This is a genomic window from Virgibacillus halotolerans, from assembly GCF_016908515.1.
Taxonomy (GTDB): Bacteria; Bacillota; Bacilli; order Bacillales; family Amphibacillaceae; genus Virgibacillus_M; species Virgibacillus_M halotolerans.
Genome location: NZ_JAFBEA010000001.1, coordinates 63,513 through 81,462, shown reverse-complemented (window position 1 = coordinate 81,462; position 17,950 = coordinate 63,513). Strand labels below are relative to the sequence as shown.

16 protein-coding genes are annotated in these 17,950 nt (G+C 38.6%); 5 read left to right on the top strand and 11 right to left on the bottom strand.

All coding sequences use genetic code 11. The features are described from left to right. Positions 1 to 124 precede the first annotated feature (124 nt). The 3 genes from mdh to citZ all read right to left on the bottom strand — a co-directional run bounded on the left by mdh (position 125) and on the right by citZ (position 3,585). Entirely contained in the window at positions 125 to 1,063 is a 939-nt protein-coding gene (mdh, locus tag JOC34_RS00420; RefSeq protein WP_205134741.1) for a malate dehydrogenase, read from the bottom strand. A gap of 26 nt (positions 1,064 to 1,089) precedes the next feature. Beyond that, entirely contained in the window at positions 1,090 to 2,361 is a 1,272-nt protein-coding gene (gene icd / locus JOC34_RS00415) for an NADP-dependent isocitrate dehydrogenase (RefSeq protein ID WP_205134740.1), read from the bottom strand. Between the two features lie 105 nt (positions 2,362 to 2,466). Next, complete coding sequence (gene citZ, locus JOC34_RS00410; protein ID WP_205134739.1) at positions 2,467 to 3,585, bottom strand: citrate synthase; 1,119 nt, start codon at positions 3,583 to 3,585, stop codon at positions 2,467 to 2,469. 291 nt (positions 3,586 to 3,876) lie between these two features. Here citZ and ytvI point away from each other — a divergent pair, with 291 nt between their 5' ends. Then, positions 3,877 to 4,983: a sporulation integral membrane protein YtvI gene (ytvI, locus tag JOC34_RS00405; protein ID WP_205134738.1), complete on the top strand. Its 1,107-nt coding sequence runs from the start codon at positions 3,877 to 3,879 to the stop codon at positions 4,981 to 4,983. A 7-nt stretch (positions 4,984 to 4,990) separates the two neighbouring features. Here ytvI and JOC34_RS00400 read toward each other — a convergent pair whose 3' ends face one another. From JOC34_RS00400 to dnaE, 7 genes are all read right to left on the bottom strand, one after another. Continuing rightward, on the bottom strand, positions 4,991 to 5,377 hold the full coding sequence (locus JOC34_RS00400) for an FxsA family protein (protein ID WP_205134737.1): 387 nt from the start codon (positions 5,375 to 5,377) through the stop codon (positions 4,991 to 4,993). Between the two features lie 79 nt (positions 5,378 to 5,456). Continuing rightward, entirely contained in the window at positions 5,457 to 7,217 is a 1,761-nt protein-coding gene (gene pyk / locus JOC34_RS00395) for a pyruvate kinase (protein ID WP_205134736.1), read from the bottom strand. A 31-nt stretch (positions 7,218 to 7,248) separates the two neighbouring features. Beyond that, positions 7,249 to 8,208 (bottom strand): 6-phosphofructokinase, encoded by a 960-nt coding sequence (gene pfkA, locus JOC34_RS00390; protein ID WP_205134735.1) that lies wholly within the window; start codon positions 8,206 to 8,208, stop codon positions 7,249 to 7,251. Between the two features lie 161 nt (positions 8,209 to 8,369). After that, a complete protein-coding gene (gene accA / locus JOC34_RS00385; protein WP_205134734.1) occupies positions 8,370 to 9,329 on the bottom strand; it encodes an acetyl-CoA carboxylase carboxyl transferase subunit alpha in 960 nt (319 codons plus the stop codon). Continuing rightward, complete coding sequence (gene accD / locus JOC34_RS00380) at positions 9,326 to 10,186, bottom strand: acetyl-CoA carboxylase, carboxyltransferase subunit beta (protein ID WP_205134733.1); 861 nt, start codon at positions 10,184 to 10,186, stop codon at positions 9,326 to 9,328. The genes accA and accD overlap by 4 nt, the downstream gene beginning before the upstream one ends. Before the next feature lie 345 nt (positions 10,187 to 10,531). Beyond that, positions 10,532 to 11,767 carry an NADP-dependent malic enzyme gene (ystJ, locus tag JOC34_RS00375; RefSeq protein WP_205134732.1) on the bottom strand — a complete coding sequence of 412 codons (1,236 nt, stop codon included), beginning with the start codon at positions 11,765 to 11,767 and terminating at the stop codon, positions 10,532 to 10,534. A 128-nt stretch (positions 11,768 to 11,895) separates the two neighbouring features. After that, a complete protein-coding gene (dnaE, locus tag JOC34_RS00370) occupies positions 11,896 to 15,240 on the bottom strand; it encodes a DNA polymerase III subunit alpha (RefSeq protein WP_205134731.1) in 3,345 nt (1,114 codons plus the stop codon). Positions 15,241 to 15,382: 142 nt separating this feature from the next. On the opposite strand from dnaE, the gene ytrH reads away from it, so the two are divergent. From ytrH to JOC34_RS00355, 3 genes are all read left to right on the top strand, one after another. Further along, a complete protein-coding gene (ytrH, locus tag JOC34_RS00365) occupies positions 15,383 to 15,715 on the top strand; it encodes a sporulation membrane protein YtrH (protein WP_205134730.1) in 333 nt (110 codons plus the stop codon). Beyond that, positions 15,715 to 16,218, top strand: coding sequence for a sporulation membrane protein YtrI (gene ytrI / locus JOC34_RS00360; RefSeq protein ID WP_205134729.1), 504 nt, complete (start codon positions 15,715 to 15,717; stop codon positions 16,216 to 16,218). The genes ytrH and ytrI overlap by 1 nt, the downstream gene beginning before the upstream one ends. 105 nt (positions 16,219 to 16,323) lie before the next feature. After that, the gene (locus JOC34_RS00355) at positions 16,324 to 16,521 is read left to right on the top strand and encodes a YtzJ family protein (protein ID WP_205134728.1); all 198 of its coding nucleotides are present in this window, start codon (positions 16,324 to 16,326) and stop codon (positions 16,519 to 16,521) included. A gap of 46 nt (positions 16,522 to 16,567) precedes the next feature. Here JOC34_RS00355 and JOC34_RS00350 read toward each other — a convergent pair whose 3' ends face one another. Continuing rightward, positions 16,568 to 17,509, bottom strand: coding sequence for a DHH family phosphoesterase (locus JOC34_RS00350; protein ID WP_205134727.1), 942 nt, complete (start codon positions 17,507 to 17,509; stop codon positions 16,568 to 16,570). Positions 17,510 to 17,633: 124 nt separating this feature from the next. Between JOC34_RS00350 and JOC34_RS00345 the strand changes: the two genes are divergently transcribed. After that, positions 17,634 to 17,933 (top strand): YtpI family protein, encoded by a 300-nt coding sequence (locus JOC34_RS00345; protein WP_205134726.1) that lies wholly within the window; start codon positions 17,634 to 17,636, stop codon positions 17,931 to 17,933. Positions 17,934 to 17,950 lie beyond the last annotated feature (17 nt).

Here is a 17,950-nt window from a genome sequence, read left to right as displayed (position 1 = left end):
TACCACCTCCGCGAATGTAATCGCTTACTATATTTTTAGTATAGCAAAAGAAATGGTTTCTCGCTACTCGATATATTAAAAGGCCTCTGTTTGTATGGTTTACAAACAGAAGCCTTTTCTCTTTTTATTCTAGAACTTCAAGGACACTTTTAACGGATGCAGCCGATTTATCTAATGCTGCTTTTTCTTCAGTTGTTAAATCAAGTTCAATAATTTCCTCAATACCATTTCCACCAATTACAGTTGGGACTCCAAGATAAATATTGGAATAACCATACTCACCTTCAAGAAAAGCAATAGATGGTAATACACGACGCTGGTCTTTAAGAATTGCCTCAGCCATTACCGTTAAGGAAGCAGCTGGTGCATAATAAGCACTGCCATTTCCTAGTAGATTAACAATCTCTCCTCCACCTGTACGTGTACGAGCAACAATTTCATCTAAACGTTCTTTGGAAATTAACTTTTCCAATGGAATGCCACCTGCGTAAGAATAACGGATTAACGGAACCATGTCATCACCATGTCCACCTAATACAAAACCTGTAACATCCTTAACGGATAAATTTAATTCCTCAGCAACAAATGTACGGAAACGTGCTGTATCCAGTACACCTGATTGCCCGATTACACGCTCTTTTGGTAGACCAGATTCTTTAAAAGCAGTATATGTCATTGCATCCACTGGATTCGTCAATACAACAATCGTCGTATCCGGTGAATACTTAACAACATCTTTAGCAACGGTTTTCATGATTTTAGCATTTGTATTAACCAAGTCATCACGACTCATACCTGGTTTACGTGCAATACCAGCTGTGATGATGACTAGATCGGAGCCTTTGGTATCTTCATAGTTAGAAGTACCTTTAATATTAGCATCAAAGCCTTGTACTGGAGCAGCTTCTGCCATATCTAATGCTTTACCTTTCGTTGGATCTTCCATGTTTGGAATATCCACTAAAACAACATCCCCTAGTTCTTTTTGCGCGATCATTAATGCTGCAGTTGCTCCCGTGAATCCAGAACCAATTACAGAAATTTTATTTCGCTTTACACCCATCCTTATCCCCCCTCTATCGGTATTAATTAATCCATATTTTTAATTAGTTCATCACCAAACTCGGAACATTTTACTTCTTTAGCACCATCCATTAAACGTGCAAAATCGTATGTTACTACTTTAGAAGCAATTGTTTTATCCATCGCTTTTGTAATTAAATCTGCCGCTTCTCTCCACTCCAAATGTTCAAGCATTAATACTCCGGAAAGAATTACAGATGAAGGATTAACCTTATCCATTCCAGCATATTTCGGAGCCGTACCGTGTGTTGCTTCGAAAATGGCATGACCAGTGTCATAGTTGATATTAGCCCCTGGTGCAATACCGATACCGCCAACTTGAGCTGCCAGCGCATCAGAAATATAATCCCCATTGAGGTTCATTGTTGCCACAACATCAAATTCTTTCGGGCGTGTTAGAATTTGCTGTAGGAAAATATCAGCAATCGCATCTTTAACGATAATTTTACCTGCCTCTACTGCCGCGTCCTGCGCTTTATTTGCTGCGTCTTTACCGTCTTTTTCAACAATACGGTCATATTCTGCCCATGTGAATACTTTATCACCATATTCCTCTTCAGCAACTTCATAGCCCCATGCTTTAAATGCGCCTTCCGTAAATTTCATAATGTTACCTTTGTGTACTAAAGTAACATTTTTACGACCTTCATTTAATGCATAGTCAATACTTGAACGTACCAAACGTTTCGTACCTTCTTCGGAAACAGGTTTAACGCCAATTCCTGATGTTTCAGGGAAACGAATATTTTTAACATTCATTTCATTTTGTAGGAAATCAATTATTTTTTTAACATCATCCGTACCTTTTTGCCATTCGATACCAGCATAAATGTCTTCTGTGTTTTCACGGAAAATGACCATGTCAACTTCTTCTGGACGCTTAACAGGTGATGGAACACCATCAAAGTAACGTACGGGACGTAAGCATGTAAACAAATCCAGTTCTTGACGCAATGCTACGTTCAACGAACGGAACCCGCCACCAATTGGTGTTGTTAATGGACCTTTAATTGCGATTTTATACTCATCGATCATGTCCAATGTTTCCTGTGGAAGCCATTCGCCCGTTTTGTCAAAAGCTTTTTGACCGGCATATACTTCTGTCCAATCAATTTTTTTCGTACCATTATATGCTTTTTCTACTGCAGCTTCAATAACATTTCTTGCAGCTGCCCAAATATCTGGACCTGTCCCATCTCCTTCAATAAAAGGAATAACTGGATTGTTAGGAACATTCAATTTCCCATTTTCTACAACAATTTTTTCACCTTGTGCCATTTTACAAATACCTCCTAATAATATTCGTTATACCATTATATTAACATAATTTATATAACACATTTTCATGTGAATGAACGGTTTCCGTCCACTCTTTTCTTTGTTTTAGCGATTTTCTATTGCTACATATTCAGGCTTTTTAGGTCCAATGTATTCTGCGCGTGGACGGATTAGACGGTTATTATCATATTGCTCTAGAATATGAGCAATCCATCCTGATACACGGCTTACAGCAAACAATGGCGTGAATAAATCATGATCGATTCCCAGACTGTGGTATACAGAAGCCGAATAGAAATCTACGTTTGCCGGAAGACCTTTATGTTCTTTAATATAATCTTCAATTTTTACAGACATATTGTACCATTTTGGTTGACCCGTAAGTTCAGTAAGTTGTCTGGACATTTCTTTTAAATATTTTGCACGGGGATCTCCATTGCGGTAAACGCGATGACCCATACCCATGATTTTTTCTTTATTATCTAGTTTTTCTTTAATATAAGGAATTGCGTTGTCTTCCTCACCGATTTCAGTAAGCATTTTCATTACTTGTTCATTTGCACCACCATGAAGCGGTCCTTTTAATGCACCGATTGCTGCAGTAACACCGGAATAAATATCCGATAGGGTTGCAACACATACCCTAGCAGTGAACGTGGATGCGTTTAACTCATGATCAGCATGAAGTACCAATGCTTTATTAACCGCTTCCTCCTCAATATCTTCAGGATCTTTCCCGTTCAGCATATACAGGAAGTTTGCTGCATAGCTCAATCCTTTTTTCGGTTGAACAGGATCTTTCCCCTGACGAATTCTGGAGAATGCAGTAACAATAGTTGCGATTTGCGCTTGAATACGAAGCGCCTTTCGCTTATTCGCATCCGCTTCCATTATATCTGCCTCTTCATCATACAAGCCAAGCAGGGATATAGCTGTACGCAAAGCTGCCATCGGATGTACAGTTGATAGATCATAAGATCGTAAATGATCAATAACTGCTTCAGGCAATGTCATATTATCAACTAATTCCGATTTAAAAGCATCTAATTCCGATTTGTTTGGTAGCTTTAAATTCCATAACAAATAAACAACCTCTTCAAAGCTTGAATTCTCCGCTAAATCATCAATTTTATAACCAACATATGTAAGTTGATCATCAATTATCGAGCTGATTGATGACTGAGTTGCTACAACCCCTTCTAGTCCTTTCGATGATGTTGTCATAACAAACCCTCTCCTTTTCTATAAACTTTTCTTATATCACATAAGAAAATAATTAAAACAATGTTCAACAATATTTTCATCATGGCACATTGTCATCCCCACGAACAATTATAAATGATTATGGTAATAAAGTGAATTGAAAGCATTTAAATTCGCTAATATACTCACAAATTGCTAGTTTACAACTTATTGATCTACTTAAAAGCATGTTTTTATCGCACGTAAGTCTATTTTCGATTTTTCAATCATAAGTAAAGTAGTACAAGTATTTATTGAAAATGGGGTATTACATTGTACAAGCAACGCTTATATCAAATTTTGCGGGCGTTTATCGTCATTTGTTCCGGAATAGGAATCTATTTTCTACTTAAATATACGATTGGTATGTTTTATCCGATCATCCTTGCTGTTCTATTTTCTATGTTACTGCATCCTTTTGTTACCTTTATGGAAACGAAGCTTAAATTCCCACGTCCGTTAGCAACCATTACAATGATGGTAATGGTGTTTGGATTATTTATCGGCGCCACTTTTCTTATCGTTTCAGAATTGTTCCAGAGCACTGCTTATTTAGCGGAACAGATTCCTGCTCATTTCCAGACACTCGTCCATTTTGGAGCAGAACTATTAAATACAAAAATATTACCGGTTTATCAAAAAGTCATTTCTCTCTTTCATACATTAGATGGATCACAGCAAACGACGATCCATGAGCATATTAAACAATTCACCAATCATATCGCGTCCACTGGCGCAGGACTGCTACAAGATGGCATACTTAAAATACCTGTTTTAATATCAAAGTTGCCAAATTCAATTACGGTGTTCCTATTTACTGTTTTGGCAACTTTTCTGATAACAAATGACTTTGTAGGATTACAACAAGTCAGTGGTAAGCTATTCCCGGTTTCTACAAAAAGATCAGTTAAAAATGTGATAAAACAACTTAAAAGCGCATTTACTGGTTATATCAAGGCCCAATTAATCCTTGTTTTTATTACTGCCTGCATTATCTTTTTCGGATTACTGCTACTCGGAGTTGAGCATACGCTAACCATTACTTTATTTGCCTTTGTAATGGACTTACTACCCTATATTGGTACAGGGATTATTTTCATACCATGGATCATTTATTTATTTATTACGGCCGACTTTTCGTTGACCATCGGCATCACTATTATCTATATGATCATTGTTGTTTCCAGGCAGGTATTGGAGCCAAAAATACTTTCTTCCAGCATGGGAATCAATCCGCTAGCAGCATTAATCAGTCTGTTTGTCGGTATTCAGTTATGGGGCGTCACCGGCATTATCATTGCACCAATTTTGCTCATTTTCATTAATGCACTTTATCAGGCAGGGATATGGAAACAAATTGGCCTATTTATCAAAGGATAGGGCATACTTATCTACGGTAAATAATAATTCTATTCAGCATCATCCACTTCATCAATTTTTGGATACTATGCTTAAAAAATGGCCTAGTAATCGGCAAGATCAATATGAAACCCACAATATCTGTAATAAATCCTGGTGCGATTAAAAATACGGCACCAGCTAATATACAAATGCCATCTGTTATTTGTTCTGTCGGTACCTCTCCATTACTAATCAAAAGTCGTGCCCGATTCCAAGTTTTTAACCCTTCCTTTTTGCCAATTGCAACACCAGCTAATCCCGTTAAAAGGATAATCAATACAACCCACCACGGCCCAATCATTCCTCCTATCCAAATAAAAGTGCCAATTTCCAGGGCAGATAATATAATTATTGTCAGTAGAAACCATCTCATTCATTTCACCCTCCTACTTGGTGAATAAACAGGAAAAAAAGAAGGAAGCGCCCCTTCTTTTTCCCTGTTGAATTCTGTATTAAAGAACGCGTGTATGTCCTTGATAGATGTCACCTTTTGCACCATCAATGGTAATATCTGTTCCATCTTCAATCAAATCAAATACATTTTTCACACCAACAATTACCGGAATACCAAGGCTTAATCCGACAACAGCAGCATGAGATGTTAAACCGCCCTCTTCTGTAATAATTCCACTTGCTTTTTCAATTGCAGGCATCATATCCCGTTCTGTGCCATAAGTAACTAGAATATCATCTTCGCCTAATTTCTTTATTGCCTCTTCTGCCGTTTTGGCAACAACGGCTTTACCATAAGCACTTCGTCTACCAATTCCCTGGCCTTTAGCAATCACATCTCCTATTACATGGACCTTTAATAAATTCGTTGTTCCACTTTCACCAACTGGAACGCCTGCAGTAATAATGACTCTGTCTCCTCGTTCACAGAGATTTGTGCTTAGGCCACGATCTATTGCAACGTCAAGCATTTCATCCGTCGTATGGGTTTCCTGACCCGCTATTGCATGTACACCCCATACTAAAGAAAGCTGACGATTTACTTTATCAGAGAAAGTTACAGCTATAATTGGCGCACTGGGACGGTACTTAGAAATCATCCGTGCCGTATGCCCGCTTTCAGTTGGTGTAATAATGGCACTAACAGATAAATTCATTGCTGTATGTGTGACCGATTGACTAATAGCATCTGTTATTGTCATATCGACAGCTTTTGAACGATGTTTCAAAATTGCTTGATAATCTAATGCTGATTCTGTTTTTACAGCGATATTATTCATTGTCTGTACAGATTCAATTGGATAATGACCGGCAGCTGTTTCTCCAGACAGCATGATCGCATCAGTACCATCAAAAATAGCATTTGCTACGTCAGATGCCTCTGCCCTTGTCGGTCTTGGATTTCGTTGCATGGAATCCAGCATTTGTGTTGCAGTAATGACTGGTTTTCCTGCTGTATTGCACTTTCTGATCAATTCTTTCTGTGCTAATGGTACGTCTTCAGCAGGAATTTCTACTCCTAAATCTCCACGCGCAACCATTAATCCGTCACTAACTTCTAAAATTTGATCTATATTATCGATACCTTCCTGGTTTTCAATCTTCGGTACGATGTGAATCTGGTTTGTCGTATGCTTTTCAATTAATTCTCTGATTTCCAAAACATCTGATGGGCGACGAACAAACGATGCTGCAATAAAGTCAACATCATGTTCGATACCAAATTCGATGTCTTTTGCATCTTTATCAGTGATACCTGGTAAATTGACAGCTACATTTGGAACGTTGACACCTTTTTTGTTTTTAATCAATCCTGTGTTCAGTGCAGTTGTTTTAATCTCCTGTGAGGCTTTATCAATATCCATCACTTCCAACTCAATCAAACCATCATCAAGTAAAATCTTAGATCCAACATGCACATCATTAATTAAGCCATCATAGGTAATCGAAAAGCGTTCAGCAGTGCCCTCTATGTCCTTCATGCTCACATAGACAGTAGAACCTTCAACAAGCTCTGCTTCGCCATCTTTAAAGCTGCCCGTTCTAATTTCCGGACCTTTTGTATCTAATAAAATAGCTACAGTTTTCCCTTTGTTTTTCGCTGCTTGTCTAATATTATCAATTCGTGCACCATGTTCGGCAAAGTCTCCGTGTGAAAAGTTCAATCTTGCTACGTTCATTCCCGACTCAATCAGCTGTTCCAGAATTTCAATGGATTCTGAAGCAGGACCAATCGTACATACTATTTTTGTGTTTCTCATTTCAACTTCCTCCTCCACTTTTACGTTACCTTTATATAGATAGTTCCTTGGATAAATTATACATATCAATGTTTGTCTGATGTTCCTTTGACAACACATCCAAAATCTTTTGATCAACCAGGCTATTCTGTTGTATACCTACCATTCGTCCAGCTTCTCCTGCTAAAATGAGGTCAACAGCTTTTGCCCCTAGACGACTGGCCAAAACTCGATCTGAAGCGGTTGGGGATCCACCACGCTGAATATAGCCGAGTACCGTTACACGCGTTTCTAAATCGGTTGCTTCTTGGATTCGTTCCCCATAATCAAATCCACTGCCAACGCCCTCTGCCACAACGATTATACTATGTTTCTTCCCACGTTCATGACCACGTTTTAATCGATCGACAATATCTTCGAAATCTTCCTGCTTCTCTGGGATTAAAATACTTTCCGCCCCACCTGATAGACCGGCCCATAGCGCAAGATCACCAGCATCTCTTCCCATTACTTCGATAATATATGTCCGTTCATGCGAAGTCGCCGTATCACGGATTTTATCAATGGCCTCAATAATCGTATTGAGTGCAGTATCAAATCCAATTGTAAAATCAGTTCCAGCAATATCATTGTCAATCGTAGCTGGAACACCAATGCACGGGAAACCCTTCTCTGTTAGCTTTTGTGCCCCACGAAAACTGCCATCTCCACCAATGATAATTAGTCCTTCAATACCATGTTTTTTTAATTGGTCGATGCCTTTTTGTTGTCCTGCATCTGTCTTAAATTCTGCACTTCTTGCTGAGCGTAACAACGTACCACCCCGCTGTATAATATCTCCAACAGAACCTAATTCCATTTTTTTAATATTTCCTTCAATCAGTCCTTGAAACCCGTTTTTAATGCCAAATATCTCCATATTATGGTAAATTGCTTTCCTTACAACAGCACGAATGGCTGCATTCATTCCCGGAGCATCTCCACCACTTGTTAAAACACCTATTTTTTTCATGTTGTTTTTCACCTCTGGGCATACAAATTTATTTCTTAACCTATGTAAACCATAGCCTCACTATACAAACATAATGCGTAAGACTAGAAATAGCAATTATTATACTAAAAAGCAGCATAAATACCAGAGGCTGACATGTCCGTCAACCTCCTTCATTCATCCTATTCAACGGATTTATATTCCCCGATCTGTTTGTACTTTTCCCATCTTTTTTCCAGTATTTCTTCCTTAGAATAATCTGTAAGTTCTTTTATTGATGCTTCTAACACTTCATTCAAGTAGGCTGCTTGTTGGTCTAGGTCGCGATGTGCCCCACCTTTTGGTTCCGGAATCACACGATCAATCACATTTAATTGCTTCAGATCATAGGCTGTTATTTTCATCGATTCGGCAGCCTGCTTTGCAAGACCGGAATCTTTCCACAATAGAGCAGCGGCCCCTTCTGGAGAAATAACAGAGTAAGTGGCGTTCTCCAGCATATGTATATGATCACCAACGCCTAAGGCGAGTGCACCACCACTTCCTCCTTCACCAATAACAATACACACAATCGGAACCGTGAGACCTGCCATCTCCATTAGGTTGTGGGCAATCGCTTCACTTTGTCCTCGCTCTTCAGCAGCTTTTCCTGGATAGGCTCCTTTTGTATCAATAAAACAAACAATCGGTCGATTGAATTTCTCCGCTTGCTTCATATGTCTTAGTGCTTTTCTGTACCCTTCCGGATGTGGCATACCAAAGTTTCGCCGAATATTTTCCTTCGTTCCTTTTCCCCGCTGGTGACCGATTACTGTAATCGGTTTTCCATTATAGTAAGCAATGCCTGCGACAATGGCTTCGTCGTCTCCATAATAACGGTCTCCATGAAATTCAATGAAGTTTGTGAATAACTTATCAATATAGTCCAGTGTTGTGGGTCGCTCCTGGTATCTCGCCATTTGTACACGATCCCAAGGTTTTAAGTTACCATAAATATCATCTTCCAAATCAGCTAACCTTTTTTCCAACGTACTAATTTCATCTGTTAAGTCTAATTCACTATCTTCCGTAAAACGCTTTAATTCCGCTATTTTTTCTTTCAGATTAATGATCGGTTTTTCGAACTCTAAGACATGTTTCATGAGATCACCCCATCTTTTTGATGCATTTCAAGTAATGTTGTTATAAGGCTTTTCATCTCATGACGATGAACAACTTTATCCAATTGTCCATGTTTTAATTGAAATTCAGCGGTTTGGAAGTCATCTGGTAGTTTTTCACGGATTGTTTGCTCAATGATACGTCTCCCAGCAAAACCAATCAAAGCACCAGGTTCCGCAATATTGTAATCGCCAAGTGATGCAAAGCTCGCAGATACACCACCTGTTGTTGGATGGGTCATCACTGAAATCATTAACCCTCCCGCATCGGAAAATCGTTTAATCGCTACCGACGTCTTCGCCATTTGCATTAAGCTTAATATTCCTTCTTGCATCCTTGCGCCGCCTGAGGCAGTGAAAATAATAAATGGCAATGATTCTTCTTTGGCACTTTCAATAGCGCGTGCGATCTTTTCACCCATTACCGACCCCATACTACCCATTCGAAATGATGAATCCATCACAGCAAATGCGGTAGCTTGGCCTGCAATGGTTCCCTTACCCGTTACAATACCTTCATTTAATCCTGTTTTCTTCCGATCCTTTTCCATTTTCTCATCATAGTCCGGAAAGTTCAGTGGATTACCTGTAATTAGATGTTTGTCCCATTCCACAAAGGATCCTTCATCAAAGAGACTATCAATCCTCTCCCAGGCTGTTAAGGGGTGGTGATAACCACAGTTTGGACATACATTCATATGCTTTTTCATTTCTTTACGATAATATATTTTATGGCACCCTACACACTTTTGCATTAATCCTTCTGGAACATCTAATTTCCCTTGTTCACTTGGAATCGTTGCATATTTTCTGCGCTTGCCAAAAAAATCTTTAAGCAAGGTAATTCCTCCTTCTTCAACAAACCTTGGCATAACCGGTTACTTTCACCAGGCAATATAATAAACAGCTCATTTAACTCCTATTATAACGAATTTTTATTAAAAATGCTGTCAAATTTAGTCACTATGAAATATTTTTTTACTTTTTTGCGCTTTGATTTGAGCCGCCTTTTTTCAAGTAACGTTACAATGGGAGTATACATTCATTGCTGCCAAACCTTTGTTAATAAAAGGTTTTTGTTTTTAAAATTAAAAGAATGCCACATGCATTGTTGCATTCCCATTAGATATTTCGTCCGTTTTTTGTGAAGCCAATTGCCAGAGATCACGTTTTAAAGTGGATAATTAACCATCTATTTGCGTTAATCGTCTTGTCTTTTCGGCAACTTCCTCCGGATCCAAATGAATTCTTGCTACACCTGAATCCATGGCAGCTTTTGCGACACTTGCAGCTACAGCTGGCGCAACACGTACGTCAAATGGACCAGGTATCACATAGTCCTCGTTTAAATTTTCATCGGAGACCAGTGATGCAATCGCATTGGCTGCAGCAACTTTCATACGTTCATTTATTCTTGTTGCACGAACATCCAGTGCGCCCCGGAAAATACCTGGAAATGCCAATACATTATTCACCTGATTCGGAAAATCCGATCTGCCTGTTCCAATTACTTTAGCGCCAGCTTCCTTGGCATCCTCCGGCATAATTTCCGGTGTCGGATTGGCCATTGCGAAAATGATCGCATCGTCATTCATCTTGGTCACCATTTCTTTCGAAAGTGCTTCTGCAACAGACACACCAATAAACACATCCGCACCTTCAAGCATATCCGAAAGACTACCTTCCTGATTTTCTTTATTTGTGAAGTTGGCAACCCGTTCTTTTACTTCATTCATTCCATATGATCTACCTTCAAAAATAGCACCTTTAGAATCACACATGATCATATCACGGACCCCGAAGCTGTATAAAAGTTTTATAATTGCAATTCCTGCAGCCCCAGCACCGTTTGCTACTATTTTGATATCGGAAAATGACTTACCAACAAGTTTTAAAGCATTAATTAAACCGGCAACCGTTACAATGGCAGTACCATGTTGATCATCATGAAAAATAGGTATGTTCGTTTCTTTCTTTAGTCTTTCTTCAATAATAAAGCAATTCGGTGCAGCAATATCTTCTAAATTCACCCCACCAAAAGTCGGTTCCATCAACTTAACTGTATTTACAATATCGTCCACATCATGGGATGCTAAACAAATTGGAAATGATTCAACACCAGCAAAGCTTTTAAACAGTACTGATTTCCCCTCCATTACTGGTAATGCTGCTTCAGGACCGATATTACCTAAACCGAGTACAGCAGAACCGTCACTCACAACCGCGACCATATTCCCTTTCATGGTGTAATCGTATACAGTTTCCTTACGATCATAAATTTCTTTACACGGCTCGGCAACCCCAGGTGAATAAGCTAAGCTTAAGTCCTTGGCATTACGTACCGGTACTTTGGATTGAATGCTTAATTTCCCTTTATTAACTTTATGCATATGCAGTGCTTCATCTCTTAAACTGGCCATTTAATTATCGCTCCTTTGCATAGTAGAATTTCAGAAAAAATTAAATAATCTTATGAGATCAACGGTGGCTTGACCACCTATATCCACCTAATTATACCAGAAGGGACGACGCTGTAAAGTAATGTCTTTTAGGTTTGTTTTTTTTCTAAAACAACATTCTCTTTACCAAAATATTGTCTGAGGTGTTTCAGACATTCCGAATTTGGCTGGATACGATAATCATTTGCCAGTTGATAGGTTTGTTTTTTATTCGGATCATAAATAATAATCGGTGTTCTACCAGGGTGTTTATCTGCTGCCTCTTTCAAAACGTGCAGTGCAGCTTCATTATCCTGTTCGGTCAATTTGATAAATAAACGCGCTGTTTGCTTTTGATTTAAAACTTGCTGATCGAATGGCGTAACTTCCGATAAGACCCATTGCACCCGATTATTTCTCGTTGTTATATTTCCAGTAAATTGAACAACCATTTCCTCCTCAAGCCATTGATTAACGTCGCGGTATAAATCAGGGAAAACAACCGCCTCCATATCTTCCGCTTCGTCACTAAGTGTTAAAAACGCCATTGTATCGCCACGTTTTGTCCGAATCATCTTCAATGCTTGAACAATTGCAGCACTTTTAATATGTTTCTTTCCGATTAATTTTTTCGCGTTTTTCAACGAAACAACCCCGTTCGCACGGAGTTTCTCCCGGTATTCTTTCAGCGGGTGACTGGAAACATAGATACCAAGCAATTCTTTTTCATCAGCTAATTTCCGTACAACGCTAAAATCTTCTATCGCTTCATAATTCACTTCCAGCTCAATCTTCTCCTGAAACAAATCAGCCTGATCACTGAATTCACGAAAAAGTTCCCCTTGCTCCATCGCCTGATCCAGCGAAGCCAGTAAACTTGCCCGATTAGGATAAAGTGGATCAAAAGCCCCCGCAATAATTAGGTTTTCGATTATTTTTCGATTGACAATTTTAAAGGACACACGCAAACAGAAATCGAACAAGTTCTTAAACAAACCACCTTGCCGTGCACGAATAACTTCTTTAACTACCTGACTACCAATTCCTTTAATCGCTAAAAATCCCATACGTACACTGTCTTTTTCTACAGTATATTTTCCTCGGCTATGGTTGATGGATGGTGGTAATACTTGGTGATTCAAGTCTTTTAATTCTTTGATATAAAGATAAACTTTCTCTTGTTGATTCACCACAGAACTCAACAATTCCGCAAAAAAGTTGGCTGGATAATTCGCTTTTAAAAATGCCAGTTGATAGGAAATTTTACTGTATGCTACCGCATGACTTCGTGGGAAACCATAGGCAGAAAACTTCACAATCCAACTGAACAGCTCTTCTGCGACAGTCTGATTATATCCATTCTCCAAACATCCATGAATAAAAGCTTCTTTCTGTTTATCCATCAGTTCCGTTTCTTTCTTACTAACGGCACGCCGTAATATATCTGCATTTCCCAGTGAGAAACCAGCAATTTGATGGGCTATTTGCATAATTTGCTCCTGATATACCAAAACACCGAACGTTTTTTCTAAAATGGGAGCTAAATCAGGGTGTGGATAAGTTACCTTTTCCCGCTTGTTTTTGCGATCAATATATACTTGAATAAAATCCATCGGACCCGGACGAAACAACGCATTGACAGCAACAAGATCTTCAAACGACGTTGGTTTCAATTTCGTTAATACTTGTTTCATCCCTTGCGATTCCAGTTGAAAGACCCCGTTGGTTCTACCTTCTCGCAATAACTCGTAGGTGTTAGCGTCATTTTCCGGAATATGGTGCAGGTCGATTGTTTTTTTCGTTGTATAGTTAATGGACTGGATAACACTTTCCAATAATGTTAAATTTTTCAATCCTAGCAAATCTATTTTTAATAAGCCAAGCGCTTCTAAATCGTTCATTGGATACTGGGTCAAGTGTGTATCGTTTGCACCAATCGTTAATGGTACATGTTCGATTAATTTTTCTTCACTGATCACAATACCTGCCGCATGTGTTGATAAATGTCTGGGTATGCCTTCCAGCTTCGTCGCAATGGTAAACAATGTTTTTAATGAATCGGATTGTTTGATATATTGCTGTAAATCTGGCGAGAATGTAATCAGTTCGACAATGCTTTGCTTGGCTTGAACCGGTATTTCCCGCAAAATAAAGTCGGCATCCTGTTGATCGATCCCAAGTGTCTTGATTAATTCTCTAATTAAAGACCGTGCCGCAAATGTACCAAATGTTACAATTTGCGCTACGTGTTCGATCCCATATTTGTTTTGAACATATTGGATAACCTCATCCCGTCTTCTATCGGAAAAGTCAACATCAATATCTGGCATGGTTAGCCGCTCCGGATTAAGAAATCGTTCAAACAATAAATCGTATTGAATCGGATCAACCTCTGTAATACCTAACACATATGCAACAATCGAACCGGCGGAGGAACCTCTTCCAGGGCCAACGATAATTTTATTTTCCTTTGCATACGCAATGAAATCTGCAACGATTAAAAAGTAATCACTAAATTGCATCGACTTTATGATACCAAGCTCATAAGTTAATCGGTCAGCAATTTCCTGGTTTACTTCCGGATATTTCAACTCCACTTGCTGCCAGCATTGTTTCTCCAGATAATCATGTGCCTCCATCTGATCGGGAACGGGAAAAGATGGCAGCATTTGCTGGTCAAAATCAATGGAAACCTGACACTTATTTTTAATCGCAGTTGTTTCCTGCAATACTTCTGGCCAATAGGAAAACAACTCTTCCATTTCCTGTAAAGACCGTAAATGGTGACGTTTTATACTTTGATCTGTTATTTGGAATTCCCATTGCCTTCCTTTTTTCATAGCTAATAAACAATCATAGGCAATGACATCTTTTTCATCCAAATAACGTACATCATTAATCGCCGCAACAGGAACGTGATATTTTTCATGAAATGCTTTTAACGGTGTATGTATGCTGCGTTCATTTTCTAAACCGTGATCCTGGATCCCCAAATAGAAATCTCCCTGTGTGAATAAATCCTGCCAGCCATGTAAATAAGCAGCAACTTTATCGTGTGTTTCCGATAATAACAGATGTTCCAACTCCGGGTTATTAGCAGGGAAAATGCAGATGAGGTCTGTAGTAAAACCGTCTAGTTCCTCTAAGGTCAGCATGGACAATTCACGCTGTTGTATATTGGTACTTATCTTTATCAGTTGTTCGTAGCCGTTGTTATTTTTAGCTAATAAAACACAATAACCATTTTCCAATTGTAAGGTCATACCGATTATCGGTTTGATTCCTTGACTTTTACATGCCTGATAAAAAGGAATAACACCATGAAGTACATGCTCATCCGTTAATGCAAGTGCATCCAATTGTAATTCACTTGCTTTTTTAACTAATTTATCTATCGTAATGGTGCTTTTCATTAGGCTATAGCCACTTTGTATTTGTAAATGTGTATATGACATATAATCATCTCGCCCCTTACTTTTCTATTATACCAATCTGGTGAGCACATGCATAACATTGCTTGTTTAAACTTTTATCATATCATTTCAATTTTTATCATAAAATGAAAGGAGAGCTTGGCTTAGAAAGGGTGCGTTATCTATGGAGGAACGATTCTTTGCTACATTTATTCATTGTTATTTTATCGCATTCGGTGTACTCATTGGTGGTGCGATCATTGGCAGTATTGGTGACTTTGCTACCGGAAATGCACCCTTAACCTCCATCAGCCGGTTGGCTAAAAGTTTGCGCATCTGGGCGATTGTTGCTGCAATCGGTGGAACCTTTGATGCGATTTCCAACTTTGAAAAAGGCGTCTTTGATGGCTCGACGCTTGATTTATTTAAACAGGCATTATTAATTTTATCTGCAATGGGTGGCGTTAAAACAGCAATTATTCTAATGGAATGGATCATACAGGAGGATATTACGTAATGCATATTCCTCCCTATTATAAGAAGGAAAGCTGGCAGCGTTTTTTTATTGGTACATTTGTCGGTGCTGTTATTGCCTACGTTATCTTTATTTATATGTATGGTTCCATGTATGAAAAATTATATGAAGAAAACATTGATCTGCAATCACAGGTCAGCACATTAAAAAAGCAAAACGACGCATTGCTGGAAGATAATGAAGATCTGGACGAAAAATCAAAAGACCCCATTACAATAAATGCAATTGAAATTGACATTACAAATGCAGAAGAGTTGCGTTTAGATAGTCTGATCATATTGCAATTAGAAGAAATGATAAAAGATGAGATCGGCCACATCATTGGACAGGATCTTTCGATTGTAACGAAAAGTGATCAATTATTGCTATCCACCATAGAAAACAAGACATACACGGTAGATGACTTTTCCTATCACTTCGAGGTAACCAAACTAACCATTTCTCAAACCGTCAGAATCACTGTTGAAACAAAGCTTTCGGATTGATGCCAGGGATACAAGTCTACGGAAAATAACAATATATTTCCCGCAAATGACAGACACATATGATGGGTTAAACATATAATACTTTTACCGGAAGGAGTGGATGTAATGTTTGTAATGAACAACAGGCGTATAAGAGATGAAAAAATTTCCCAATTAAAAGCTGGTCGTACCGCATATGTAGAAACGGAAGAGCTTATCCGCTTAATGAAGCGCGGCATTGAAAAAGAACACTTACATGTACATTTTGATTCAACAAACGGAGGTTGCTGGTTCATTCCACTTACAGCTGATAAAGACGGTTAAAGATAACGCTGATTTCATATCAAAGATGAAATCAGCGCTTTTGAACTTAAAATGCGATGCATGCTTTTTCCAGATCAGCAATCAGAAGATCTGCTTCTTCCCAAGTATATACAGTTGCACCTGATGCCAGTGGATGACCACCACCATTATATTTCGATGCAATCCCATTGATAGTTGGGCCTTTCGATCGCAGTCGTACACGAATCATATCCGCTTCTTCAATAAATAGCGCCCATGCTTTAATTCCTTCAATATCTCCCAGTACCCCTACCAACTGTCCTGTCTCTGAAGGTGCAATATCATACATATCCAAAACTTCCTTTGTCAACTTAACCATGCTCATACCAGATGATGATCGTTCGAAATGTTGCAGCATATAGCCGCTTAACCTTGCAATTTTATCTGCCATATTGTAAATACCAGCATATAATGCTGGACGATCAAATTCGTATGTTACCAGCTCCGAAGCAAATTGAAATGTTCTTGTTGTCGTATTAGGGAATAAAAACCTGCCTGTATCACCAACGATTCCAGCGTAAAGCAATCGCGCCGCCGCATCATTCAATTGAAACCCTACAGTTTTTGCGTCCGTAAATAATTGACAAATCATTTCACTCGTTGAACTATAGGTTGGATCTACCCATTGTAGGTCACCATATATATCCACATTCGGATGATGATCAATTTTAATGATTTGTTTTCCGAGATCGTATCTGTCGTCAGAAATACGGGCTGTATTGGCTGTATCACATACAATGACGAGTGCGTCTTTATACAATGCATCATCTATCTGATCCATTTTCACCAAAAAAGTAAATGATGGGTCGTCTTCCCCAACTACATACACCTGTTTCTCCGGAAATGAATGTTTGATCATTTCTTTCAAACCTGCCTGTGATCCCAGTGCATCCGGATCCGGCCGTATATGCCGATGAATAATAATCGTATCAAATTCCTTGATGGTTTGGATTATCTTTTGTAAATTCATGTTTTTACCCCTATCTTTTATATGGTCGATCTCTCCTGTCTTCACTTGTTTTACTAGCTAAAACACCGAAAACAAGTTACACTATATGATGTGATTTTCAACATTTTGAGTGAGGAGAGATGGTATGGATTTCTTATTTATATTTCCAATCATTATTGTACTTTCCCTTGTACTTTATGTATATTATAAAGTTGCCATATTAAAAACAAGAGATGCGCTCACACAAGCGTATTATAACGCTAAATCCCGTCTATGCCTCGGAAGCTTTGTGTTTTTCTTTGGTATCAATCAATACATATTTTATTTAACCAGACTATCACTTTTTATTGGGATTATATTTTTAATCTTTGGTGGCATGCAAATGTACGTCGGTTTTAAACAAGTAAGACATTATCGCAAGGAATGGAAACGACTAAACCCATAGTTTCGAAGTAAAAGCTG